Below are 23,864 nucleotides of genomic sequence, written 5' to 3' on the forward strand. Positions count from 1 at the left end.
TCCGAACACGGAGCACCGTCAAACGGTTCGTGCGTTCCCCGGACGGTGGATGATTCCGGGGCTAGTGGTCGGGCACTCGGTCTTCCACTGGATCACGCAAAGCTTCGTGGTGGTGCTTCCCGAGATCCAGCAGGCCTTCAGCCTCAGCAGCCTCGCCGTGGGCGGCGTCCTTTCCGCTCGGGAACTGGCCAGCGGCCTGGTGAAGATACCGGCAGGGGTGGCGTCCGATGCCCTGGCAAGATACTGGCGCTGGCTACTCGTCGCATGCCTGGTAGCGGGCGGGTCGGGAGCTCTCGTCATCGGAGTCTCGACCAGCTACGCCCTGGTCGTGGCCGGAATGATCACCGTGACCGTGGCCCACTCCGTATGGCACCTGCCCGCGTCCGCATCGTTGTCGCACCACTTCCGGCTCCGGCGGGGGATGGCGTTGTCATTCCACGGCATCGGGGGCGGTGTGGGGGACGCCCTTGGTCCTATCGCCACCGGAGCCCTCCTGCTCATTATGACCTGGCGGGAGTTGCTGACCACCTACTCCTTGGCGGCCTTCGCTCTGGGGGCGATCGCCATCTGGGCCTTGAGCCACATCGGGCGCGCACCCACCGCGCCCGGGCCGGCGGTCGGGCAGCGGATGGAACTCACCAGCCGGTTGGTGAAAAACCCCGTCCTCTGGCGGCTGGCCCTCGTCTACGGCCTGCGGGCCATGGCGGTGGTCGCCCTCGTCACCATCCTGCCTCTCTATCTCGACAACGAACTGGCGCTGAGCCCGGCGTCCCGGGGGTTCCACATCGGACTGCTCATCGTCATAGGGCTCTTGACCAAACCGGTGGCCGGTTTCCTGTCTGACCGGTTGGGACGCAAGCAGGTGATGGTTCCGGGACTGGTCTGGTCCGCCGCGATGGCACTCTCCCTGACCGTATTCGACACAGGAGTACCCTTCACCGCCGCTGTCGCCCTGCTTGGACTGTTCCTATATCCCGACCAGCCTGTGCTGACCGCTTCGGTCTTCGATCTCGTGGGACCGGGCGTGGGTAGCACCGCCCTGGGCCTTGTCTCCTTCTCGGGTGGTCTGATGGCTGCGGTCTCCCCGCTCATCGCCGGCGCGCTCTACCAGGCACGGGGATTCGGCACGGTAGCCACCTACGTCGCAATCCTCTTCGCGGCATCGGCGCTCGCGTTTGGGACGATCCCGGTCGCCGAACCCACCGGTTGAACTGTTTCGCTGCGCACCACCAAAGCCCGACACTGCGACAGCGCGCCAGCCTGCGCCTATCGACTCCCGCTTCCTCCAGATCGGGTCAAGAACTGATCTCGGCCCCCGAGCCGAGACTTACAAAGACCGATTCGCAGCGCACAACGCCGAGGCAAGGCTAGAAAGTATCAGGTCATGACCCAGCCGCCGTTGACGTCGATGGTGGCGCCGTTGACGTAGGCGGCTTGGTCCGAGGCTAGGAAGGCCACCACCGTGGCCACCTCGGCAGGCCGGGCGAACCGGCGCAGTGGGATGTCGGCGGTGATCCTGGCTTCGATGGAAGGGTCACGCTCGAAGATGCCGGCTGCCATCGGGGTGAGGATCGCCCCCGGCGTGATGGCGTTGGCCGTGACACCCCTGGGTCCGAGGTTACGAGCGAAGTTCTTCGTGAAGGCAACGAGGCCGGCCTTGGCAGCCGAGTAGACCGCCGAGTCCGCCAGACCGCCCGTGCGGGCGCCGATGCTCGAGATGTTGACGATCCGGCCCCATCCCCGGGCCGCCATCAGCGGGCCCAGTTCGCGACCCAGCAGGAACGGCGCTCGCAGGTTCACGGCCATCACGTGCTCGTAATCGCCCATGTCGAACGTCTCCAGCGGTTCCTGGACGAGGACCGCCGCGTTGTTGACCAGGACATCGACCTCGCCGGCCTCGGAGACCACCCGCAGGCACTCGTCGATGCGGCTCAGGTCAGCCACGATCACGTCGGTGGGTGCGGCATCCGAGTGAGGATTGATGTCGACCCCCACCACCCGGAGGCCGGAGGCGGCCAGCTCCCCGGCGATGGCCCGCCCGATCCCCTGGGCGGTTCCGGTGACCAGCGCCGTGCGGGACGTCACCGGCCGGCCACCCGGGCCACCTCGCCGGTCCGGGCGCTGCGGTAGGCCGCCTCGGTGACCTCGACAGCCCGCGCTCCCACATGGCCCGGCGAGCAGTTCGGCACATCCCTGCCGAGGGCCAGGTCGATCAGCGTGTGCACGGGCCCGTCGCAGTCATAGGCCCCGGCCTGGTCATCCAGATCGAGCCGGACCGCCTCACCGCTACCCCGGTACCAGTACACCAGCTCGCGGCCCACGTCCACTGACAGCATCGCCTCCGACCCGATGATCCGGACCGACAGTACGTGCTTGTTGCCGCCGTAGCCCAGGTGGCAGGAGCTTCCCGAGACGGTGGCGAGCCCCCCGTTCAAGAAACGGACGCTGATGGCGTCGTGCAGTTCCACCGGCGCCTGGAGGGGCGCCGACATGAAGGCGAACGCTTCGGAGGCGCGCACGTCCTCAGCCAGCCAGAACGCCAGCCCGAGAGCGTGCGAGAGCTGGGCCTGCGCGTAGCCGCCGCCCGACACGGCGGGGTCCATGTAGGTCTCCGGCCGGGCGGTCGCCACCGACGACCCGGCCTCGTACGGTGCGCCGACGGCCAGCAGATCCCGGGCCGCCGAGGACATATCGATCATGATGTGCTCCACGTCGCCGAAGCCGTCCCCATCCTCGACCAGTTCCTTCGCCCGGCGGACCATAGGCCGGTAGTTCCAGCCCAGGGCCAGCAGCAGATGCCTGTCCAGACGTTCGGCCGTCTCCACCAGATCCCACGCCTCCACCGGGTCGAGCGTGAACGGCTTCTCGACCAGGACGTGGGCGCCGGCGAGCATAGCCGCCATGGCGTGCTCGTAGTGGAACCGGTTGGGGCTTGAGACGATGCAGATGTCGAGTTGCTGATCGAGCAACTCGCGGTAGTCGGTGGCGGCCACCCGAAATCCGAACTCGCTCGCCACCCAGTCGAGCAACTCGCGGTCGGGACGGGCCACCCCTACGAGTTCGACCTCATCCGATCGTTGCGCGAGGTTGGGGATGTGCGAGGCGACAGCCCAGGAGCCCGCCCCGATCACACCCGCCCTGAGCTTCGCCATGTCCCGCGTCAGTCGCCGTTCATGGGGAACACCCGCCGGGGGTTCTCCACCAAGAGCGTCTGCAGGACCTCCTCGCCGGTGCCCCGCCGCCTCATCCAAGGGACGATGTTCTCGAGGATGTGGTCGTAGCCATGCCCGCCGTAGCGATGGAGCCGGTGCTTGGTGCATATGTCCATGGAGATCAGGAGCCTCTCCGCGTATCCGTGCCCGACCAGCAGGTCCAGCCGGTCGAGCCGCTGGGCGTCGCTGATGAAGGAAAGTCCGGCTGGCCGGCTGGGAACGAGACCGGCCGGCGTCCTCTCCGCCACGGTGGGGTACATGGAGGTCTCCACGCCGAACAGGTCGTACTCCAGGTAGCAGCCGCTCTCCGCGAACCGGAGCACCGCGTCGGCCTCCAGGATGGTGCGGTCCATGTGGGCCATGATGATCTTGTCCGTCGCCATCCCGACCTCGGTGAGGACGGACACGACCTCGGCAGGGGCGTCGGGATGGCGGCCCGGATGGACCATCACGGCCGCCCCGGTCTCGATGGAGGCCAGCGCGGCGCCACGGAGGACCTTCCGCTCGTCGTCGCGCAGCGGCCAGAAGCAACCGATCTCGCCGATGAAACCGGCCCGCACCCCGGTGTAATCGATACCCTCCGTGAGTTCCCCGATCATCTCGGCCGCCAGGTCCTCCGCCGAGCGGTTACCCATGTCCGGGGGATGGGTCTCGGCGACGTAGAAGCCGGTGCCGGCCACGATCCGCACCCCGCTCCCCCGCGAGATCCGCACCAGGGCGCGCGGGTCGCGGGCGATGTAGCGGGTGGTGGGATCGATCAGCGTGTCACCCCCGGCCCGGTAGTACCAGGCGGCCTCCTCCCGGGCGGTTTCCTCGTCGTAGAGCTCCAGGTTGTCCACGCTGGAAGTCCAGTACTGGCGCACCCACTCGATGTTCCGTTCCGACACCGGCTCGCGGGCCCGATGGCGCTCCGAAGCCTCCAACGGTTCCACGAAGGAGGGATTGAGCAGCAACAGGTGCTCGTGCGGCATCGTCACCCCGAGCTCTTCCGGAGCGATGGGCCCGGTGACGGTCTGGACAATGGCGGTCACTCGGAGACCTCCATGCGGTTCTTGATTGCGGCTTGATGCCGATGGCCGCCTGATCGTAACGAATGGCTCCGTAGGGACCGTGCCGCCACTCGACCCATGCGGCTTGCCGGACGTGGAAGGCCGATCACCTTTCCAGACCGGCCTCGGTTTCGAGATAGCGGCAGAGGACGGCGGCGTCGAAGTCCCCCAGGCCGGCCGCGCTGGTCCGGCGGTAGACCTCAAGCGCGGTGTCGAGCAGCGGCGTGGGGGCACCTGCCCTTCTCGCGAAGTCCTTGATGATCTCGGCGTCCTTGACGAGGAGGTCGAGGCGACCCGCCGCCGGGTAGTCATCGGTCACCATCATCGGACCCCTGATCTCGAACATCTTCGAGGAGCCGGTACTGTCCTCGGCCAGCCGTTGCACGGTCGCCGGGTCCATGCCGGCTGCCATGCCCAGGACATGCGCCTCCGCCGCAACGAGGGTATGCACCGCCACCAGCAGGTTGGAGATGTACTTCATCCTCGACCCGTTCCCGAACTCCCCCAGGTAGTGGCTCGACTGGCCGATGGCCCGCAACACCGCGCCGGCCCGATCGAAGCCCTCGCGACTCCCGGATGCGAACACCACGAGGGCGCCATCGGTCGCCTGGAGCCCGGTTCCCGAGACCGGGGCATCCATCAACTCGACCCCGGATGCTGCCAGGACATCCCTGGCCGCCGTCTTGGCTGCGAGGGGGAACGTCCCGGTCTCCAGGCAGAGCAGTCCCTCCCGGGCTTGGGCTGCCACCTGGACGGCAACGTCGGCAAGCGCCGACGGGGTGGGCAACGAGAAGATCACGATCTCGGAGATGGCCCCCACGGCTCCCGCCGAGTCCTCGATCCGGACTCCCGCCTCGGCCGCGGAGGATCGTCGCCGGGGGTCGATGTCGAAACCTGCGACCGTGTGACCGGCGGCAACCAGGTTGGCCGCCATGCCTGAGCCCATGGCCCCGAGCCCGATCACTCCGACCACCCCGGTCATCTGTTGCTCCTTCGAGTGGAAGGGCCGCCCGGTCTGCTAGCGCGGGTCAAGGAAGATCATCCCACTGCTCCCGGGTGTACTCCCGGCCCGGATAGGCCACCCGGTCGAACGGCCACTCGTCATCAACCCAACAACGAACCGTCTCGTAGAGTTCCGCATCGAGTCCGGTGTCCGCCTCGCTCGCTCTAACCCACATCGACACCTCCGCGTCAATCCCCTCTTTGGATGGTGGGTCGATGTAGAGACAACCGAGTTGCACGCTCTCGTCGAGGCTCATTACCGCAAAGGCGAAGGATCTACGGAGTTGGCCCTCCTTCTGGTGCCAGGCCAGATCGATCATGTCCTGGATCAGCGTCAGGTCATGGCTCGGCCAACCGGGAGAGCTGAATAGGCAACCCCTGAGGTAATCGACGCTGGTCATCACCGCGTCATAGTCCTTGAAGGTGTCATGGATCGTTATCGGCCGGATCCTGAAGCTCTCGGTCTCGACTCCGTATGGGACCTCCATGTCACGCGGGATGAGCCTCGCCACGTCACCTCCCGAGAGCGGTTTCCATTGCCGCGGGGCACGACCCCGAGAACGGGCCCTTCACAGGCTGGTCACTCCTGTAGCGAGGATAGTGTCGGCTCGGACCCCTCGTCTTCGAGTTGCCGATGAACCACCGCAGCGAGCGGCACCGATTATCCGGCGGCCGCAGCCTCTACGGTGTCCTCGGCGGCCTGGCGGATGAGTTGGGCCCGATCCACCTCGCTCGCCCGGTGGCGGGCAACGACGCGGCCCCGTGACATGACCACGATGGTGTCGGAGATGCGGATGACCTCCTCGATGTCCGACGTGACGATGAGCACCGCGATGCCCTCGTCAGCGAACCTCCGCAGCACGTGATATATCTGCGCTCGGGCGCCCACGTCCACCCCGCGCGTCGGCTCGGCCAGCACCAGCAATCTCGACTCGCGCTCCAGCCAGCGCCCCAGGACCACCTTCTGCTGGTTTCCCCCAGACAGGGTGTCGACGATCTGGGTGGCGCCTCCCTTGCCTCGGATGTCCAGGGTCTCGTACCACCTCTCGAACACCTTGGCGGTGGCCATCGGGGGCAGCAGACCGGCCTTCGTCATCCACGGCCAGGACGCCACGCTCAGGTTCTCGGCGACGTTCAGGACGGTGAGCAACCCGTCGGTCTTGCGGTCGATCGGGACGAACCCGATCCCGAAGCGGGCGATGGCATCCTTGGGCGACCTGGGCTGCCCGCTCTCCTCGCCCACGCGCATGGACCCGGCAACCATCTCCCGGAGGCCGAAGACGGCCTCGGCCAGCTCCAACGCTCCGCAGCCGATCCTCCCGAAGAGGGAGAGGATCTCACCCTCCCGTACCTCCAGGTCAACGTCCTTGAAGACCCCTTCCGACGAGGCCCCTTCGATGGTCAGGACAGGTTCACCGATCTCGTGGCCCTCCCCGCGCAGGGAGGCGACCTCCTCCTCGAGTTCGTGCCCGACCATGGCCTCGACCATCTCCTTGCGACCGAACTCGCTGACCGGTCCCTCTGCAACCGCGTCTCCGTCCCGGAAGACCAGGACGTTGTCGGCGATCCGCTCCACCTCGTCGAGCCGGTGTGTTATGTAGATGATGGCCACGCCTCGGGCCTTCAGACGTTCGATGAAGGCGAAGAGGGCGTCCGTCTCCTCGAGGGTCAGCGCCGAGGTCGGCTCGTCCAGGATCAGGAGGCGGGCGCTTCCAGCCAGGGCGCGGGCGATCTCCAGCACCTGGCGCTCGGCCACGCCGAGGTTGCCCACCAGGGCCCGGATGGGTAGCTCGATGCCGAGCTTGTCGAGGATCTCCCTCGCGTCACGACGTACCCGGGACCAGTCGACCAGGCCGAAACGGTTGCGCGGCAGCCGTCCCAGGGACAGGTTCTCGGCCACCGTGAGATCGGGCGCATCCGAGAACTCCTGGTAGATGACCCGGAGCCCGTAGGCGCCGGCGTCGCGCGGGCTGCGGATGTCCGCCTCCTCGCCGTCGATGACTATCACGCCGGCATCCCGCTTGTAGTCGCCGGCCAGGATCTTGATGGCGGTCGACTTACCGGCACCGTTCTCCCCCAGGAGAGCGAGAACCTCGCCGCCCTCCACAGTGATGTCCACGCCGTGGAGAACCTCGACCCCGCCGAAGCTCTTGCGGAGTCCGGTGGCCCGGAGTTCGAGCCTCTGGTTCAGCGCTCCGTTCTCGGTCGTCATGATCCGCTCAGCCGCAACCTCACCTGGTCGAGCCCGACGGCCGCCACCAGAACGACACCGGTCGCAACGTCCTGCCAGAACGACGAGATGCTCAGCAGGGTGAGTCCGTTCTGCATGATGCCCAGGATGAAGACACCGAGGACCGTGCCCGGTATGGTGCCCCGCCCGCCGGAGAGGCTGGCGCCGCCCAGGATGATGGCGGCCACCACTTCGAGCTCCACACCCGTGGCCGCGTTCCCTGAAGCGGCGTCCAGCTGTGACGCCAGGATCAGCCCGGCCAGGCCGGCCAGGAGACCGCTGACGATGAACATGACGAAGATGGTCGGCTTCTGGCGGATTCCGGACAGCCGGGCCGCCGTCGGGTTGCTACCGATCGCGTACACGGATCGGCCGAAGCGCGTGTAGCGGACCACGAACCACGCCAGCACGGTGATCAGGACGAACATGACGATCTGGGCCGGTACGCCGAGGATGTCGTTGGTGATGAAATCGACCTTGCCGTTCATCCTGATCGTCTGGCCGTTGGAGAAAAGGCGCGCCAGTCCCCTGTATCCCAGCCAGGTACCAAGGGTGACGACGATCGAAGCGATACCCGCGTAGGCGGAGAGCACTCCGTTGAATATCCCGGCCAGAAGACCCACGGCGAGGGCGGCCAGGATGGCCGCCGCGGCGCTGTTCTCCTCGGCCACGACGCCTGCAATGCAGCCGCACAGCGCGGCCCCTGACGCCACCGACAGGTCGAAGTTGCCCGATATGAGAAGCAGCGTGCCCGGTGCGGCGAGGATGCCCAGGACGGAGACCGAGAGCAGCACGTTGCGCATGTTGCGAGTGGTGAGGAAGAACTCGCTGCCCTGCCAGAAGATGAACCCGAGGATCACCAGGACCACGATGAGAACGACTTCGGGTGGCATCGCCACGAATATGCGAGCGATTCGGGCCCGCCCGCTGATGCCTGCTACTGGCGCGGCATCCGGCGAGCCGGCCCCACCATCTTCGACCGGAGTTTCGTCCATAGCTTGCTCTCGCTCCTAACGGAAAGCGGGGGCGGCGACAAGACTTGCTTGCGCCGCCCCCCGTTTGCCTACTGTCGACCTCAGCCCGGGTAGAACTGGTCGATGTTGTCCGCGCTCACAAAGATGTGGTTCACGAACAGCGGATCCGGTACCGGGTCACCGGCGATCATGGCCAGGATGGCCGGGATCACATAGTTCCCGTAAGTCTCGGGGAAGTAACCCGTCGACCCGATGTACTGCGGGTTGGACCTGATCTCCTGATGGATCGTCGCGTCAGCACCCTGGCTGGCGTACACGACCATGTCCTCGATACCCAACTCACGGGCCGCCGCCAGAGCCGCCAAACCCATGTCGTCGTTCAAGGACACCACCGCGATCCGCTTACCCGGATTAGCCGTGAACGTGTCCAACACCTTCGGGAACGCACCATCGGTGGTACCACCACCATCAATACGGGTAACGATCCCCGTCGCGTCCGGCGACCAGTTCTCGAAGTCGCCGTAGTCAAGACCCGTACACACCTGGGAGATACCCCGGACCATGCCGTTGGCCCGATCGATGTTCACCTGGCCGACAACGAAGGTCTCCATCGTCACGACCAAATCGATCCCGCAGCCCCAGTTCTCCTGGGCCCACTGACCCAGCGCCTGGCCGGCCAACTCACCCGCGTAACCGTTATCCGCCCCGAAGAACAGAGCACAAGACGGATGGGCGATATCGATAGCGATCACCGGGAGATTCGGGTCGTTCGCCCGCAACTCGTCACAGAGCGCACCCTCGATCGACGCATCGATCTGGAACTGGATCACACCATCCACCTCAGCCAACGTGAACGTCCGAGCGTTCTCGAGAGCCGTCTCACCGTCCAGGTTGTTATCCGCGTACAACACCTCGACATTGCACGCCTCAGCAACCTCCATCAGATTGTCCAACACCTGAGTCACGAACGGGATACCAGCAGTCAGATCCCCATAACCGATCGTCATACCCGTACCGTCATAACCCTGACACACAGCAGGCATATCAGCCATAGCCGTCGGAGCAGCCATCCCGTCCGCCGGGTAGAACTGGTCGATGTTGTCCGCGCTCACAAAGATGTGGTTCACGAACAGCGGATCCGGTACCGGGTCACCGGCGATCATGGCCAGGATGGCCGGGATCACATAGTTCCCGTAAGTCTCGGGGAAGTAACCCGTCGACCCGATGTACTGCGGGTTGGACCTGATCTCCTGATGGATCGTCGCGTCAGCACCCTGGCTGGCGTACACGACCATGTCCTCGATACCCAACTCACGGGCCGCCGCCAGAGCCGCCAAACCCATGTCGTCGTTCAAGGACACCACCGCGATCCGCTTACCCGGATTAGCCGTGAACGTGTCCAACACCTTCGGGAACGCACCATCGGTGGTACCACCACCATCAATACGGGTAACGATCCCCGTCGCGTCCGGCGACCAGTTCTCGAAGTCGCCGTAGTCAAGACCCGTACACACCTGGGAGATACCCCGGACCATGCCGTTGGCCCGATCGATGTTCACCTGGCCGACAACGAAGGTCTCCATCGTCACGACCAAATCGATCCCGCAGCCCCAGTTCTCCTGGGCCCACTGACCCAGCGCCTGGCCGGCCAACTCACCCGCGTAACCGTTATCCGCCCCGAAGAACAGAGCACAAGACGGATGGGCGATATCGATAGCGATCACCGGGAGATTCGGGTCGTTCGCCCGCAACTCGTCACAGAGCGCACCCTCGATCGACGCATCGATCTGGAACTGGATCACACCATCCACCTCAGCCAACGTGAACGTCCGAGCGTTCTCGAGAGCCGTCTCACCGTCCAGGTTGTTATCCGCGTACAACACCTCGACATTGCACGCCTCAGCAACCTCCATCAGATTGTCCAACACCTGAGTCACGAACGGGATACCAGCAGTCAGATCCCCATAACCGATCGTCATACCCGTACCGTCATAACCCTGACACACAGCAGGCATATCAGCCATAGCCGTCGGAGCAGCCGCGGTGGTAGCCGGAGCAGCAGCCGTGGTGGCCTCGGTAGCGGCAGGGGCGGCAGTGGTCTCCGCCGGTTCGTCATCATCACCCCCGCACGCGGCGGCTACCAGCGATAGGGCCACTACAACCGCCAACAACTTGAGTTTTCTCATCAATCCTCCCTCTGATCGCTGAAAAGCTCCCCGTCTTCGCCGGGGAACCAGCAAGCACGACCGGCATCGCCCCGGACATGAGTACCCGCAGGTTAATCGAAAGAAATCAGTGGTCTGTCAGCGGAATGGCGGTGTGGTGTGGCGTCGGCAGCGGTGTTCCTCGCAAGGCCCGCTGACGAAGGCGTACCCGCAGCGGTACGTTGAGGAAGCGGAACGCAGCGAGGGGCGCCGATGACAGCCAGAACACACCAGGCCGTTTCGCAGGCAAACCACAGCAATCCAGAGCGTCGCGGGTCCCGATTCCGGGTGCCTTGCACGGGCTATTCTTCCGACCCAGACCACTACCTGGGAGGCCCAAGATGAGTGATGTCAGCTTCGTGGACACGCACGTGCACTTCTGGGAGCGTCCCCATCCCACTCTGACCTGGGTCTGGCTGGAAGACGACTTCATCCATCCCCAGTTGGGCGACACGCTTCTCCTCAAGTCGATGAAGAAGTATGCGATCGACGAATTCGCCGCCGAGGTCGAGGGGTCGGGCGTCTCCAAGGCGGTTCACGTGCAGGCGGCCATCGGCAGCGAGGACCCGGTGGAGGAGACCAAGTGGCTCCAGGGGATGATCGACCGCAGCGGCTACCCGCTGGCCATCGTGGGGGACGCCCGCATGCAGAGCCCCGACGTCGAAGGGACCATCGAGCGTCATGTCGAGTACGCCAACTTCCGCGGGCTCCGCGACTTCGCGCAGGGCGACTACCTGGTCGACCCCGACTTCCACCGGGGATACGCCCTGCTGGAGAAGTACAACCTCGTCTACGACCTGGACGTCTTCTGGGAGAGCATGCACAAGGCAGCGGCCATGGCCGCCAAGTTCCCCAACATCATCCTGGTGGTCGACCACGCCGGTTTCCCGCAGGAGCGGACCGCGGAGTACTTCTACAACTGGCAGAAGGGCATCGCCGAGTTCAGGGGCATGGACAACGTCTACATGAAGATCTCCGGCCTGGGCATGGGCGATCACATGGCCGGGCGGAAGTGGACGCTCGAGACCATCAAGCCATGGGTGGAGTGCTGCCTGGAGGTGTTCGGGGTGGAGCAGAGCTTCTTCGGCACCAACTGGCCGGTCGACAAGGATTACTCGACCTACCCCGTGCTGATCGACGCCTACCGCGAGCTGATCTCCGGTTACAGCGAGTCCGAGCAGACGGCGCTCTTCTCCGGCAACGCCGAGAAGGTCTACCGGATCTAGGAGGGTACTGAAAAATGTCCCGTTGGTCCGATAGTCGGCAATGGAACCCCAGGTCAAGACGTCGCGGGCCAACCGATCCCCGTCTTTTTCAGCACCCTCCTAGGCTGGTGGTCGGTAGAGCAACCGCAACAATGTGAAGGCGCCATGAGGAGAACGGCCCTGGTCACCGGCTCGGCGCGCGGGATGGGCGCGGCGATATGCCGAGTCCTCCGCCAGGACGGCCTGCGCGTGATCGGCGCCGACATCATCGAGCACGAACACGATGACTCGGACCGCTACATCGAGATCGACCTTTCCGATCCCGCCCAATGCGAACGCCTCGTCACCGAGGCCGGCGAGGTCGACGTGCTGGTCAACAACGCCGCCATCTTCTTCCACAAGCCGATACCCGAGTTCACCGTAGACGACTTCGACTACACCATCGCGGTGAACCTGCGCGCCAACTTCCTCATCTGCCGGGGCCTGGTGGAGGGCATGAAGGAGCGCGGCTGGGGCCGGATCATCAACATCTCCAGCGTGGGCGCCCGCACGGGCGGCGTATCGGATTCGGCGGTGTACAGCGCCACCAAGGCGGCCATGATCTCGCTGACCAAGAGCTTCGCCCGCAACTACGGCCCGTACGGCGTCACCTCCAACGCGGTGGCGCCCGGATTCGTGGAGGGTTTCATGACCAGCCACGTCACCGATGCCGACCGCGCCCTGTACCTGAGCCAGATACCCGTGGGTCGATCCTGCCAGCCCGAGGAGATCGCCGATCTGGTCTCGTTCCTGGCCGGGGACGGCGCCGCATTCGTCACCGGCGCCACCATCGACATCAACGGCGGCTGGGTGATGACCTAGGAGTCAAGACTCGAGGTCAAGACTCGAGTAGGAGGGCTCAACGTGTGGTCGGCCCCGGGGATCGACGGCCGGCGACCACCGGCTCAGGTCTCGATGGTGCAGACGGGGGTACCGACGGTCACCTCGTCGTCGATCTCGACCAGCAACTCCACGATCGTCCCGGATACCGGGGATGGAAGCTCGGCCTCCACCTTGTCGGTCTCGACCGTCATAAGGGTGTCGCCCTGGGACACGACGTCCCCCACCGCCACCGTCCATTCGAGAACCAGCACCTCGTCGACGGTCTCGCCGAGTTTCGGCATCTTCACGTTGCTACGGATATCGATCCCCTTGTACAGGTACCGGACAATCTACCAGTGGCCGGCTCGACCGATTCGGCGCGCCGGATCCAGACGTCCACACCTCGGTTTCCGTCACGGAGCGTAGATGTGGCGGAACATGTCGTCCACCGTCGCCGGGTCGCCGGCCGCGGCGGTGGCCTCGGCGTCCACCACGCGTTGGGCGGCTCGAGCCTGGATCTCCTCGGCTTCCTCGGCCGTGATTACCCCTTCTCCTACGAGGCGGCTGCGATAGGTGTTGATCGGATCGCGCTCGTACCAACGGTCGAGCTCACCCTCCGGCCGGTAGGGCGCGGTGTCGGCCCTCGAGTGGCCCGAGTAGCGGTAGGTCTTCATCTCGAGCAGGGTCGGCCCGTGGCCCGCCCTCGCCCTAGCCAGGGCCTCCCCCACGGCCGAGGCCACCACGTCCACATCCTGGCCGTCGACCACGTGGCCCGGGATACCGTAGGAGACCGCCCGGTCGGCGATGTTCTCGATCGGGGTCGTCAGGTGGATGGCGGTGTACTCCCCGTACTGGTTGTTCTCGCACACGAACACCGCCGGCAGCTTCCAGATGGCGGCCAGGTTCAGGCCCTCGTGGAAGGCGCCGATGTTGGCGGCCCCATCCCCGAAGATCGCGATCGCCGCGTCGTCCGTGCCCTTCACCTGAGCCGTCAGGGCGGCGCCGGCCGCCACCGGGATTCCGGCGCCGACGATGGCGAACGTCGGGAGCAGCCCGATCGACGTATCGCACAGATGCATGGATCCACCTACGCCCCCGACCGAGCCGGCTCTCCGTCCCATGATCTCCCCCAACACCGTGACCGGGGGCATGCCCAACGCCAGGGCGTGACCGTGGCCGCGGTAGGTACACGTCACCGTGTCGGTGGGCCGGGCGGCTGCCGCGATCCCCACGGCTACCGCCTCCTGACCCTGGCAGGTATGGGTGGTGCCGTGGACGGCGCCCTCGAAGAACATGGCCTTGACCCGATCCTCGAAGGCCCGTATCTCGCACATGGCCTCGTAGCGTCCGGCCCGGCCCGATTGGAGCCGGAGCCGCCGATCCAGTGATACGCCGGCGCCGCTCATGCCACCACCTCCCGGTTCTCCCACCAGTGGGCGGGGCGGGCTCCTGTTTCGAGAAGGGCACCGACCTGCCGGGCTATGTAGTCGGGACCGGGAACGTAGCGCTGCTCCAGTTCCTTCCCAAACGGTACGTGGATATCCGGGCATGTGATGCGGACGGGCGGCGCCTGGAGATCCCCGAACAGTTCGCTCGTGACGAAGGCGGTTATCTCGCCTCCCCACCCGCCGGTAAGCGGGTTCTCCTCCACCGTCACCAGGCGCCCGGTCTTGGAGACCGACCGAGCCAGTGCCTCCTTGTCGTAGGGGACCAGGGTCTGAAGGTCGATCACCTCCGCCGACCATGGTGCTCCTTCGGCGGCCTGCAGAGCGGCGGGGACCATAGCTCCGAGAGCCACCAGGGTGACATCGGACCCTTCCCTGGCGGTGGCCGCCCGACCGAGCGGGATGATGCCATCCTCGCCGGTCTGTACCGGCTCCCGTTTGGCGTACAGAACCCGGGGCTCCAGGAAGACGACCGGGTTGTCGTCACGGATGGCCGCCCGGAGAAGCCCGTAAGCGTTGTGGGCGCCCGAGGCAACTGCCAGCTTGAGCCCCGGCGTGCCGTACATCCACGATTCCAGCGTCTGGGAATGCTGGCACCCGAAACCGAGCCCCGCCCCGATCGAACCCCGCACGGTGAGCGGCACCGAGACCGTCCCGCGTGACAGGTAGTGGAACTTGGCCGCCTCGGTGACCAGTTGGTCGAGCGCCACTCCGATGAACTCGATGAACATGATCTCCGCCACCGGACGGAGCCCGGTCGAAGCGGCGCCCACGGCGGCGCCCATAAAGCCCATCTCCGAGATCGGCGTGTCCCGCACCCGCGAGGGCCCGAACTCGTTGAGAAGGCCCGCCGACGTCTTGAAGGGCCCTTCGGCCACCGCGACGTCCTCGCCAAACACCACCACATCGGGGTTGATGCGCATCTCGTCGGCCAGCGCCGTGGCGATCGCTTGGTTCATCCGCATCCTGCGCATACCGCTCCCTCCGACGTGTTACGACCAGCAGGGTACTCAAAATGTCCAGTTGGCCCGACAGCCGGCATTGATACGCCGAGTCGAGGTGGTGGGCCAACCCATCGCCGTCCTTTCAAGAACCCTCCTGTACAGTGACCCGCCGCGCCCTCCGACACCGATGGATTTCTGGCGAAGGGGACCGGTCAGACCGAGGTGGCCCGCCACAGCCGGTGGGCCTCGACTGCGAACATGACGGGGAGGACGGTGTCGATCACGTGCCACACGATGGGCTTCGAATTCCAACCCCATGCGTACTCGAACCAGTTGGGGACGAAGGCCAGCGCGACCAGGACCGTTCCGTAGAACATCGCGTTGGATCGGAGCCACGGGCGAAGGTCCCCCGAACTGTCGCCTTCGTACCTGCGCTTCTCCCGCCAGGTGGTCACCATCATCAGTACCAGACCGGCGGCCATGAACACGTCGAGCACGTGCCACACGTTGAGCGCGGAGCCGATGGTCTCCCCATCGGAGTCGTAGGCGTACAGCGGGAACACCATGAAGTGCACCGCCACCGCGATGGCAACGATGAGTAGGTACGCGCTCATCAATCTGTGTAGAGCCATCATTAACTCCGCATCATCCGTCGGTTACTGCTTCGGTGCGGGTGATTCCTCAGTGATCGTGCGCCTCTCGGTCACCCATGACGCTTCCGGTGCTCTCTTCTTAGCCCGTAGGTTGAGAAAGCCCGAGCCACCTCGGTCATTCTGAATGGTCTTGTGTGTTGCTGCAACTACCACCACACTCTTAGTCTGGTCTGGCTAAGCTATGTCCATGGCTACCACGATAGTGAACACTCATGAAGCCAAGTCGCGACTTTCGGAGTTGATCCGCAGAGTCCAGGAAGGCGGCGAGGTCGTCGTCGCCCGGAATGGACAACCTGTCGCCAAGATCATCGCGTGGCCACCGCCACGCCCCGAACGCCGCCCGGGCACGTGGGCAGGCAGGGTGAAGTACCACGGCGACATCGTCGGACCCGATGAGGATGTCATTGCGATGTTCTCCGAATCGGCCGAAAGCGGAAAGGCTTGAGACTGCTGGTCGACAGTCACGTAGCGCTCTGGTGGCTGGAAGGGAGCCCATCGTTGGGACCGGCGTGCCGGAACTCCATCGAGCGCGCCGATCAGGTGTTCTTCTCAGCCGTTACCCCGTGGGAACTCGGGATCAAGAAGGCTCTCGGCAAGGTCTCCTTCCCGGACGGATTGACGGACAGGCTCGAGGCCGAGGGGTTCGAAGCTCTTTCGATTTCACCGCGGCATGCCGAACAGGCGGCCGCCCTTCCGCCGCACCACCGTGACCCCTTCGACCGGATGCTGGTTGCCCAGGCACAACTCGAAGCCCTGGCGCTGGTGACCGCCGACCGCGTCCTCCATCCCTATGACGTGTCGATGATCGAAGCCTTGGAGTGATCGCGCGCCGCCACCTCTCCACCGCGGCGAGAGTCCGAATTCATGACTCCATTACACCGATATCCTCCTGACGCCATGGGAGGGCGATCGGGAGCAACTCGGGTTCGTATGCCGGGCAGGTGTTGAATCCCTCGGCTGCGATAGGGCGGCTGCGCGCGCTGGGATCGCGCCGGCCCCTGCTCCTGCTCAGCGTTTCGGCGGTGGCCTTCAGCACCGCACCTATTTTCGTCCAGGCCTCATCGACCAGCGGCCCGGTGTTCGCGTTCTGGCGGTCATGGATCGGGATCGTGGCGATCTTCGCCTCGGTCACGCTGGCCGGCCGCATCCGCATAGCCTTCCCGCGGGGCCGCGATTGGAGGATTCCCTTCTGGGCCGGCTTCTTCAACGCCGTCTCGATGGTCTGTTTCATGACCGCTGTCAAGTTCACCTCGGTGGTGGACATCTCGTTGCTGACGATGCTCAACCCGGTCCTGATCGCGTTGTGGGCGATCCCGATGTTCGGGGAACGTCCCGGGCTGCGCTTCCGCCTCTGGACGTTCGTGGCGATCCTCGGGTCCGGGGTGGTCATCCTCGGAGGATCGACGGGTCCGGACGGCGACCCGCTGGGAATCGCCCTGGGCATCATGTCGGTCCTGTGCTGGTCTTTCCAGTTCGTGAGCATGAAGCGGGCCCGCGCAACCATGGACACCATCCCCTTGATGGTGGGCATGCTGGTGGTCAGCACGCTGTTCGTGTCGTTGTTCTGCTTCGCCACCCGCGCCGCCGTCTGGAACCTGTCCGGCGCGGACATGCTCAACGTGGTGGGAGTGGTGGTCGTGCCCGGAGGGATGGGCGCCATGCTGCTCTCGTGGAGCCTGCGTTGGGTACCGGCGAACGTCCCCCCGCTCATGTACCTGCCGGCGCCTTTCCTGGCAGGCGCCATGGCCTGGTTCTTCCTCGGGGAAGGCGTGACCCTGGTCCATGTGGGGGGCGGGGCGATGACGCTGGCGGGGGTGGCGGCCGCTCTGGTCAGCCGTTCGGGCAAGGCGCTGCTGGCGACCGCCTACACCCGCCCCACGGCCTCCCCGCCCCCGGTCTGAAGGCGACCATCAGCGTGCTTGCCAGAGTCTCCAGACCTGCTTGGCGGCCTCTTTGCGGGTCTTCCCGTCCATGGAGATGCTGATGTGGGCGGCCTCCTCGTACAAGTGCTTGCGGGCCTCCCAGATCTCGGTGTAGCGCGCGGCCAGGTCGTCATGGCCCAGCAGCAGGGGGCGGTTCTTGGTCTTGCCCTTGGCGATCAGGGAGGCGATCGAGGGTTTGAGCCACACCACCAGTCCGGTATCCCGCATCAGGGAGCGGTTCGCCTCGTCGAGGATGGCGCCGCCGCCGGTGGCCACCACCAGCCGCTCCGAACGCCCGGCGATCCACGCCACCTCCTCGCACTCCATCGTCCGGAAGGCGGGCTCGCCGTGTGTGGCGAAGATCTCGGGGATGGTCATCCCGGCCCGCTCCTTGATCCGATCGTCAGTATCCACCAGGGGAAACCCGCTACGTGCGGAGAGCCGCCGGCCCACCTTGGTCTTCCCGGAACTCATCATCCCGATCAGCCACAGCTTGGAAGTCATGCCTCCACCCTATCCGAACCGGGCAGCGCCACGCTTCCCGACTACCGGCCGCGCTCACAACCTCTCGGCGCCACCGGAGCCTGTCGGTTGCGACCCGGGCGACCCGCAAACGGGAAGCTCAACCGGGTTCGCCGACCCGGTATCCCGGGGGCGGCTTCTCTCCCAGCAGGTGCTCCACCAAGTAGTCCCAGCGCCGGCGGGTGAAGTACGGATCCTCGTTCCAGGTGCCCCATGTGGCGGCGTAGTCATGGTTCCGGTTGGGAAGCACCAGCAGGTCGAAATCCCGGTTCGCTTCGATCAGGGCATCGACCAGCTGCAAGGTTGACGCAGGGTTGACGTTGTCGTCCAGGTCCCCTGTGACCAGGAGGAGCTTGCCTCGAAGGTTCTCCGCCAGCGTCCGGTTGGCCTGTGCGTCCCAGCCTGGTCCCGGAGTCGGCCCGACCCAGCGTTCGCCCCATGTGACGTTGGTGAGCGCCTGGTCGTGGTTGCCGGACGACGCCACCCCCACCCGGTACAGGTCGGGGAACTCCAGCATCGCCCGGACCGCGGCATACCCGCCCGCCGAGTGGCCGTAGATTCCGACCCGGCCGAGATCGAGATACGGTCTGGTCTCGGCCAGCTGCGCCAGGACTGCGGCGTGATCGGCCAGGCCTCCCGCCTCTCCCTGCCCACCGTACGGCGCGTCGAGGAAGGCCCTGGACCTACCCGGTGTCCCCGACCCGTCGACGGTGAACACCACGAATCCGAGATCGGCCAGGCACCGGGTGCTCTCGCCCACCAGGTCGGTGAAACCGCGGGGAGTTCGCGTGGCCTGCGGGCCGGGATAGATGCTCTCGATGACCGGATATTTCGCAGCCGGGTCGAAGTCGTGGGGCAGGACGATCATCCCGTAGAGGTCGGTCTCGCCGTCGCTCGCCTTGGCGGAGAACCGTTCGGGGTACCGCCACCCCGATGCCAGGAGGGCCGAGACGTCGGCTTCGACTATCCGCGCCACCAGCTCGCCCGAGGACTTCCTCAGGACCGTCCTGGGCGGTTGGTCGATCCGCGAGAAACGGTCCACGAAGTAGCGTCCATCCGGTGAGAAGTCCACCCACGGGGGCCACTCCCCGTGGGTGGCGTCCTCCGGCGTCAGCAGGCGCGGCGCCCCACCGTCAAGGCTCACCGCATAGAGGTGGTGGTAGTAGGGATCCCTGGAGGCTTCCCGCCCCGTAGCCATGAAGTAGGCGGTCCGCGTCTCCTCGTCGACCCTCAACAGGTCGGTGACCAGCCATTCGCCGCTCGTCAGCTGCCTGACGGGATGACCGCCACCGTCGAGCAGGTACAGGTGGCCCCAGCCGCTCCTGGCCGAGTACCAGATGATCTCCTGGCGATCCCCGCTGACCCAGACATTGGGACGGCCGTAGTAGAGGGCGTTGAGGTCGATCGGAGTCTCGCTCTCCTCCTCCACGAGTACCGAACATCCCCCGGTCGCCGGATCGCCCGAGACCAGCCGGACCGAGCGCCGGTCGCGATCCCAATGCACGAAGTACACCGCGTCGCCTTCGGCGGACCACCAGGCGTGACCCAGCTCGATGGGGGTCAGGAACGGCGACTCCAGCGGGACCCACGACAGGTCGGCGCGCCGACCGGTCCCAGTCTCGAACACGACCAGATGTGCGAGCGGCAACTCGGGATCGCCCGGAAGGGCCTGGCGGTAGGAGTGGATGCGGGGTCGCAGCGACCCGCCCGGCGGGGCCGGCTGCCACAGGTGCATCGTCCCGACCCGCCGCTCGTCGAGTCTATGAGTCAAGATGTAGCGCTCGTCAGGAGACCACATGACCCTCGGGGTGACGGTCCGGTGCCTGAGACGGTCGGTGACCGCCGAGTTGCGACCCTCCGGAGAGGACCCGTAGCCGAAGGCGGCCTCCGCATCATCGGTGAGAGTTGCCGACCCACCTTCGACGTGATCGACCAGCACCAGGTCTCCCCCGGTCACCGTCACCTCGTGTCTCCCGGAGGGCGACACGTTCCCCCGCCGGGTCCCTCCCGGGACGGACCGTTCCCGCAACGAGGAGCCATCCAGCCGGCATTCCCACCGGCCGTCGTCGACGGTGAAACCTATCCGGGAGCCACCGGCCACGTACTCGAATGCCTCGAACGGGAGCCGCCGGGGCTCGACCTCCCTCCCGAGGGCCGCCGAGAGAGCACGGGCAACCCGCCGGTGGTCGAACGCTTCTCGCTGGTGGCCGTTCTCGACGTCAACCAGCATGAAGCGGTGACCCGAGGCCGATTCGGAGCGGTACCAGAAAGCGGTGGAATCCGGTAGCCATCGCACCTCTGTCTCGAGGTTGAACACCAGGGACTTGACATTCCGATAGAGCATCGCTTCCGCGCGCCGGTACCGCTCCCACATGGCCGGTTGCTGCTCAGAGCTCATCCGGCTCGATCCTGCGACCGGCCTGGATGGTCACGCCTCGCATGCCGAACCCGGTCCGGCGCCGCACCAACTACGGCTAGCCCGTCGAACGAGGGGACCCTTCCGCGGATCAAACGAGTCCCCGGAGGAGTTCCTGTCTGACACCTGCGACGTAGGTGACCGTCGGGTTCACCACCTGGGTGGCGCGCGCCTCGAGGACCTGGCTCAGTAGCAGGACGGCTTCTCGGGGTCCGAGCCCGTAGTCGGCATGGAGCCAGCGGATCAGCTCGGTCACCGCCACCCGGAGGGCGCTCTCCGCAGGCCGGTCGGCTGCGACCGTGAAGATACGGTCGGAGGTGACGATCCGGGGCCAGGTCATCTCGGCCGGACGTTGCATGAGTTGGACCCTCAGCCGCAGGAGAGCACTCGTCTCGATACCGGTACCCGAGACCTCGCCGTCGCCCTGCACGGCGTGAACATCGCCGATATGCAGCAGGGCCCCGGGGACATTGACCACCAGACGCACCCTGGCGCCCGGCCCGACCTCCTGCACGTCCATGTTCCCGCCCCAGTTGCCGACCCGCACCGTCGACTGCGCTTCGTGGGCGGGGGCAACGGCCACCATCCCCACCATCGGTCGGGTGGGGATGGCCAACCCTCGACTCCAGATCACGTGGTCGCCACGAATCCGGACGACACGCGCCGCGGCGAGGTCTCCGACCGGAACGGGTGATCTCGGAAAGAGCCGGTTGCTCCCCGCGAACGTGGTGTACCCGACCGGCGCCAGCTTCATGTCCTCGATCACGACCTCGACCGCCATTCCCGGCTCGGCTCCGTCCACCCAGATTGCGCCCGAGGACGGGTTGGCGCCCTCAACCTCGTAGGAGTGGTGTTCCGACCACTCCTCCCGAAGGTCGTCAGGCACGGCGGAGATGTCAGGACCCCGGTTCATCTGGGTGACCACCTCGAACACCTCGCCCGGCTCAACCCGAAGGGTGGGAGGGTTGTTCGGGCTCGCTTCGTAGTAGAGGGGAGAAGGCCCCTGGCGCCGGATCACCTGCCGATCATCCTCCCAGGATCTCCGCCAACCTGTCGGCGATGACCTTCTCCTGGCCGGCCTGCAAGGTGGAGACGCGAACGTCGAGATAGTCCCGCTCCGGGTCAACCCACTGGTAGTGAGGGCGAAGGATGATGCACGGCTCCCCGTCGTATAGCTCCCTGACCACGTCCGCCAGGGTCCTGGGTGAGCGGGAGCGGTCGAACGTGACCCGCAGGGAGTCCGGCGGTTTCGGATCGGCGGTAACGGAGCCGTCCTCGTAGGAGAAGCTCAGGAACGGGAACGCCTGGAGGCGAGACCGCATGTTCTCCATAAGCCGCCGGTAGTGCCGGAAGCGCCGGCCGTGGTCCATCTCCGTCCAGTTCTTGAGAGCTGCGTAGGCCGCCATTATCTCGGCGCGACCGACCTTCATGTGCCTTCCGAATGCCTGCGCGTCAGGCCCCTCGAAGGCCAGGTAGCTGTTCCTGCGAGCAGCCGCGATGCCGGCGGCTGATCCGGTGAGAATGCCCGCCATCGAACCGGCGCCGAAGAACTTCCCGCTGTAGGTGGCGAAGTCGGCGCCGGCGCGAACGTACTTGCTGAAGTTCTCGAGTGGGTAGACCTGCTCGGCCGCGTCGACTATCACCGCCAGGCGATGGCGCCCGGCTATCTCGAGAACCCGGTCGAACGGAACCACGTTGGGCGCGCCGGGAGCGTAGAAGAAGATCCCGGCCGTCCGCTCGCCGATGACCTTCTCGATGTCTTCCTCCGTGGTGGAACGCTCGTCGCCGGCCGGCACGATCCTGCCGCCGGCGCCCTCGAGACACCGATCGTAGAAAGTGCGCCTTCCGGCCTGGACCACGAACTCGTTGCGGAGCCCGGTTGTATCGGGGATCCGCGCCACCAGGTCCTTCCTTCCGTCGGTCATGCAGGCCGCCGTGGCCAGGACTGCCGCGGCCGCGGCTCCAGGGGTCACCATTGCTGCCTCGATCCCGAGCATCCCGGCGATCGCCTCGCCGGCCGCGTCGGAGAGGCTTTCCACTTCCAGGAAGGACTCGTTGGCGACCGACACGGCTTCAAGCACCGGTCCCCGGGGGAGGCTGCCGCCCAGCCCCGTCAGGTCGTTGTGCGCGTTGATAACAGGGCGAACACGCAACTCAGAAAGAAGCCTGTGCCCGGTCCACCCACCACTCATAGGGCGGACTTACCCCCGATCATCGACACGATCCGGCACCGATCATCCCTCGGCCGGGGTCGTGAGTATCTCCGCCAGGCGGTCGGCGCCGATGCTCCCGCCGCTCACGATGCAGGCGACGGGGCCATCCCTCAGCTCGCCGAGCGCGGCGGCCAGGGACATGGCGCCGGAACCCTCCGCCACCAGCTTGTTCCCCAACGCCAGGCGAGCGATGGCGGTACGAACGTCGTCCTCCGAGACCACGACCACCCTGTCCACCACCGAACTCACCAGCGGGTACATCTCGTCTACCACCACCGGCACGCTCGTGCCGTCGCAGATGGTCTCCCCTGCCTGAACCCATGTGGGCCTGCCGGCCTCCAGGGCCGCTCCCAGCGAGGGACAGGCCGAGCTCTGCACCCCCACCACCTCCACGGCCGGCCGGAGTTCCTTGATCACGCTGCCAATCGCCGCCACCAGACCGCCGCCACCGACAGGTATGTAGACGGCCGCCAGTTCGGGCAGCTCGTCGAGTATCTCCATTCCGATCGTTCCCGAACCCGCCAGCATCGAGGGGTCACCCCACGGGTTGAGGTAGCTGTACGGTTCCCGCTCCCACCCCCGGTCGAAGACGTAGTCCATCAGTGCCGAGAACGGCACCGGCACCGGCGTGACACCGTAGGAGCGGACACCGTCGACCTTCACTCTTGGGGCACTGTCCGGCAGGAGGCTCCTGGCCGGGACCCCTAGAAGGCGGGCCACGTATCCGAGGGCCTGGGCGGTATTGCCGGCGCTCTGAGTGCTCAGCCCCCTCTCCCGTTCGGCACCGGACAGCGATCGGGCCCAGTTCAGCACGCCCCGGAGCTTGAACGATCCGGCCGGCTGGAGGCACTCCGCCTTGAGCCAGACCGGTTCGCCGTCCTCCATGGTCTTGTACCGCAACAGCGGTGTCCGCAACGCAACTCCCTCGATGCGCTGAGCCGCCTCCTCCACGTCACCGATTGATGGCGGGGGAATCGGAGGGCCGCCCGATCCGGTTCTCATCTGGCTCATT

At 66.0% G+C, this 23,864-nt stretch carries 23 protein-coding genes; 6 read left to right on the forward strand and 17 right to left on the reverse strand.

Annotated features, from left to right (window positions below):
- Positions 1–49 precede the first annotated feature (49 nt).
- Positions 50–1,210: an MFS transporter gene (locus OXM57_01540; protein ID MDE0351364.1), complete on the forward strand. Its 1,161-nt coding sequence runs from the start codon at positions 50–52 to the stop codon at positions 1,208–1,210.
- A gap of 167 nt (positions 1,211–1,377) precedes the next feature.
- On the opposite strand, the gene OXM57_01545 is transcribed toward OXM57_01540, so the two are convergent.
- The 8 genes from OXM57_01545 to OXM57_01580 form a co-directional block, all read right to left on the reverse strand.
- Complete coding sequence (locus tag OXM57_01545) at positions 1,378–2,085, reverse strand: SDR family NAD(P)-dependent oxidoreductase (GenBank protein ID MDE0351365.1); 708 nt, start codon at positions 2,083–2,085, stop codon at positions 1,378–1,380.
- A complete protein-coding gene (locus OXM57_01550) occupies positions 2,082–3,152 on the reverse strand; it encodes a Gfo/Idh/MocA family oxidoreductase (protein ID MDE0351366.1) in 1,071 nt (356 codons plus the stop codon). The genes OXM57_01545 and OXM57_01550 overlap by 4 nt, the downstream gene beginning before the upstream one ends.
- Positions 3,153–3,160: 8 nt before the next feature.
- On the reverse strand, positions 3,161–4,243 hold the full coding sequence (locus OXM57_01555; protein MDE0351367.1) for an aryldialkylphosphatase: 1,083 nt from the start codon (positions 4,241–4,243) through the stop codon (positions 3,161–3,163).
- A 124-nt stretch (positions 4,244–4,367) separates the two neighbouring features.
- Positions 4,368–5,243: an NAD(P)-dependent oxidoreductase gene (locus OXM57_01560; protein ID MDE0351368.1), complete on the reverse strand. Its 876-nt coding sequence runs from the start codon at positions 5,241–5,243 to the stop codon at positions 4,368–4,370.
- 46 nt (positions 5,244–5,289) lie between these two features.
- Positions 5,290–5,775 (reverse strand): GNAT family N-acetyltransferase, encoded by a 486-nt coding sequence (locus OXM57_01565; GenBank protein ID MDE0351369.1) that lies wholly within the window; start codon positions 5,773–5,775, stop codon positions 5,290–5,292.
- A 149-nt stretch (positions 5,776–5,924) separates the two neighbouring features.
- The gene (locus OXM57_01570; protein ID MDE0351370.1) at positions 5,925–7,475 is read right to left on the reverse strand and encodes a sugar ABC transporter ATP-binding protein; all 1,551 of its coding nucleotides are present in this window, start codon (positions 7,473–7,475) and stop codon (positions 5,925–5,927) included.
- Positions 7,472–8,488, reverse strand: a complete 1,017-nt coding sequence (locus OXM57_01575) for an ABC transporter permease (protein MDE0351371.1) — start codon at positions 8,486–8,488, stop codon at positions 7,472–7,474. The genes OXM57_01570 and OXM57_01575 overlap by 4 nt, the downstream gene beginning before the upstream one ends.
- Positions 8,489–8,568: 80 nt before the next feature.
- Entirely contained in the window at positions 8,569–10,653 is a 2,085-nt protein-coding gene (locus OXM57_01580; GenBank protein ID MDE0351372.1) for a substrate-binding domain-containing protein, read from the reverse strand.
- A 359-nt stretch (positions 10,654–11,012) separates the two neighbouring features.
- Between OXM57_01580 and OXM57_01585 the strand changes: the two genes are divergently transcribed.
- Positions 11,013–11,897 carry an amidohydrolase family protein gene (locus tag OXM57_01585; protein ID MDE0351373.1) on the forward strand — a complete coding sequence of 295 codons (885 nt, stop codon included), beginning with the start codon at positions 11,013–11,015 and terminating at the stop codon, positions 11,895–11,897.
- A 144-nt stretch (positions 11,898–12,041) separates the two neighbouring features.
- Positions 12,042–12,737, forward strand: a complete 696-nt coding sequence (locus OXM57_01590; protein ID MDE0351374.1) for an SDR family NAD(P)-dependent oxidoreductase — start codon at positions 12,042–12,044, stop codon at positions 12,735–12,737.
- An 83-nt stretch (positions 12,738–12,820) separates the two neighbouring features.
- Here the strand turns inward: OXM57_01590 and OXM57_01595 are convergent, their stop codons facing one another.
- The 4 genes from OXM57_01595 to OXM57_01610 form a co-directional block, all read right to left on the reverse strand.
- Positions 12,821–13,039, reverse strand: coding sequence for a hypothetical protein (locus OXM57_01595; GenBank protein ID MDE0351375.1), 219 nt, complete (start codon positions 13,037–13,039; stop codon positions 12,821–12,823).
- Between the two features lie 111 nt (positions 13,040–13,150).
- The gene (locus OXM57_01600; GenBank protein ID MDE0351376.1) at positions 13,151–14,143 is read right to left on the reverse strand and encodes a thiamine pyrophosphate-dependent dehydrogenase E1 component subunit alpha; all 993 of its coding nucleotides are present in this window, start codon (positions 14,141–14,143) and stop codon (positions 13,151–13,153) included.
- A complete protein-coding gene (locus tag OXM57_01605; protein ID MDE0351377.1) occupies positions 14,140–15,141 on the reverse strand; it encodes an alpha-ketoacid dehydrogenase subunit beta in 1,002 nt (333 codons plus the stop codon). Before OXM57_01605 ends, OXM57_01600 begins: the two co-directional genes overlap by 4 nt.
- A gap of 197 nt (positions 15,142–15,338) precedes the next feature.
- Positions 15,339–15,740 (reverse strand): hypothetical protein, encoded by a 402-nt coding sequence (locus OXM57_01610; GenBank protein MDE0351378.1) that lies wholly within the window; start codon positions 15,738–15,740, stop codon positions 15,339–15,341.
- 226 nt (positions 15,741–15,966) lie between these two features.
- Between OXM57_01610 and OXM57_01615 the strand changes: the two genes are divergently transcribed.
- The 3 genes from OXM57_01615 to OXM57_01625 all read left to right on the forward strand — a co-directional run bounded on the left by OXM57_01615 (position 15,967) and on the right by OXM57_01625 (position 17,680).
- Positions 15,967–16,224, forward strand: a complete 258-nt coding sequence (locus tag OXM57_01615) for a type II toxin-antitoxin system prevent-host-death family antitoxin (GenBank protein ID MDE0351379.1) — start codon at positions 15,967–15,969, stop codon at positions 16,222–16,224.
- Entirely contained in the window at positions 16,221–16,601 is a 381-nt protein-coding gene (locus OXM57_01620) for a type II toxin-antitoxin system VapC family toxin (GenBank protein MDE0351380.1), read from the forward strand. The genes OXM57_01615 and OXM57_01620 overlap by 4 nt, the downstream gene beginning before the upstream one ends.
- Positions 16,602–16,720: 119 nt before the next feature.
- Positions 16,721–17,680: a DMT family transporter gene (locus tag OXM57_01625; protein MDE0351381.1), complete on the forward strand. Its 960-nt coding sequence runs from the start codon at positions 16,721–16,723 to the stop codon at positions 17,678–17,680.
- Positions 17,681–17,689: 9 nt separating this feature from the next.
- On the opposite strand, the gene OXM57_01630 is transcribed toward OXM57_01625, so the two are convergent.
- The 5 genes from OXM57_01630 to OXM57_01650 all read right to left on the reverse strand — a co-directional run bounded on the left by OXM57_01630 (position 17,690) and on the right by OXM57_01650 (position 23,854).
- On the reverse strand, positions 17,690–18,205 hold the full coding sequence (locus OXM57_01630) for a shikimate kinase (protein MDE0351382.1): 516 nt from the start codon (positions 18,203–18,205) through the stop codon (positions 17,690–17,692).
- Between the two features lie 118 nt (positions 18,206–18,323).
- Complete coding sequence (locus tag OXM57_01635; protein MDE0351383.1) at positions 18,324–20,621, reverse strand: DPP IV N-terminal domain-containing protein; 2,298 nt, start codon at positions 20,619–20,621, stop codon at positions 18,324–18,326.
- 109 nt (positions 20,622–20,730) lie between these two features.
- Complete coding sequence (locus tag OXM57_01640; protein MDE0351384.1) at positions 20,731–21,657, reverse strand: acetamidase/formamidase family protein; 927 nt, start codon at positions 21,655–21,657, stop codon at positions 20,731–20,733.
- A gap of 7 nt (positions 21,658–21,664) precedes the next feature.
- Entirely contained in the window at positions 21,665–22,792 is a 1,128-nt protein-coding gene (locus OXM57_01645; GenBank protein MDE0351385.1) for a hypothetical protein, read from the reverse strand.
- 81 nt (positions 22,793–22,873) lie between these two features.
- Positions 22,874–23,854, reverse strand: coding sequence for a pyridoxal-phosphate dependent enzyme (locus OXM57_01650; GenBank protein MDE0351386.1), 981 nt, complete (start codon positions 23,852–23,854; stop codon positions 22,874–22,876).
- Positions 23,855–23,864: the final 10 nt, after the last annotated feature.

This window comes from bacterium (assembly GCA_028820935.1).
In the GTDB taxonomy this organism is placed as follows: Bacteria; Actinomycetota; Acidimicrobiia; order Spongiisociales; family Spongiisociaceae; genus Spongiisocius.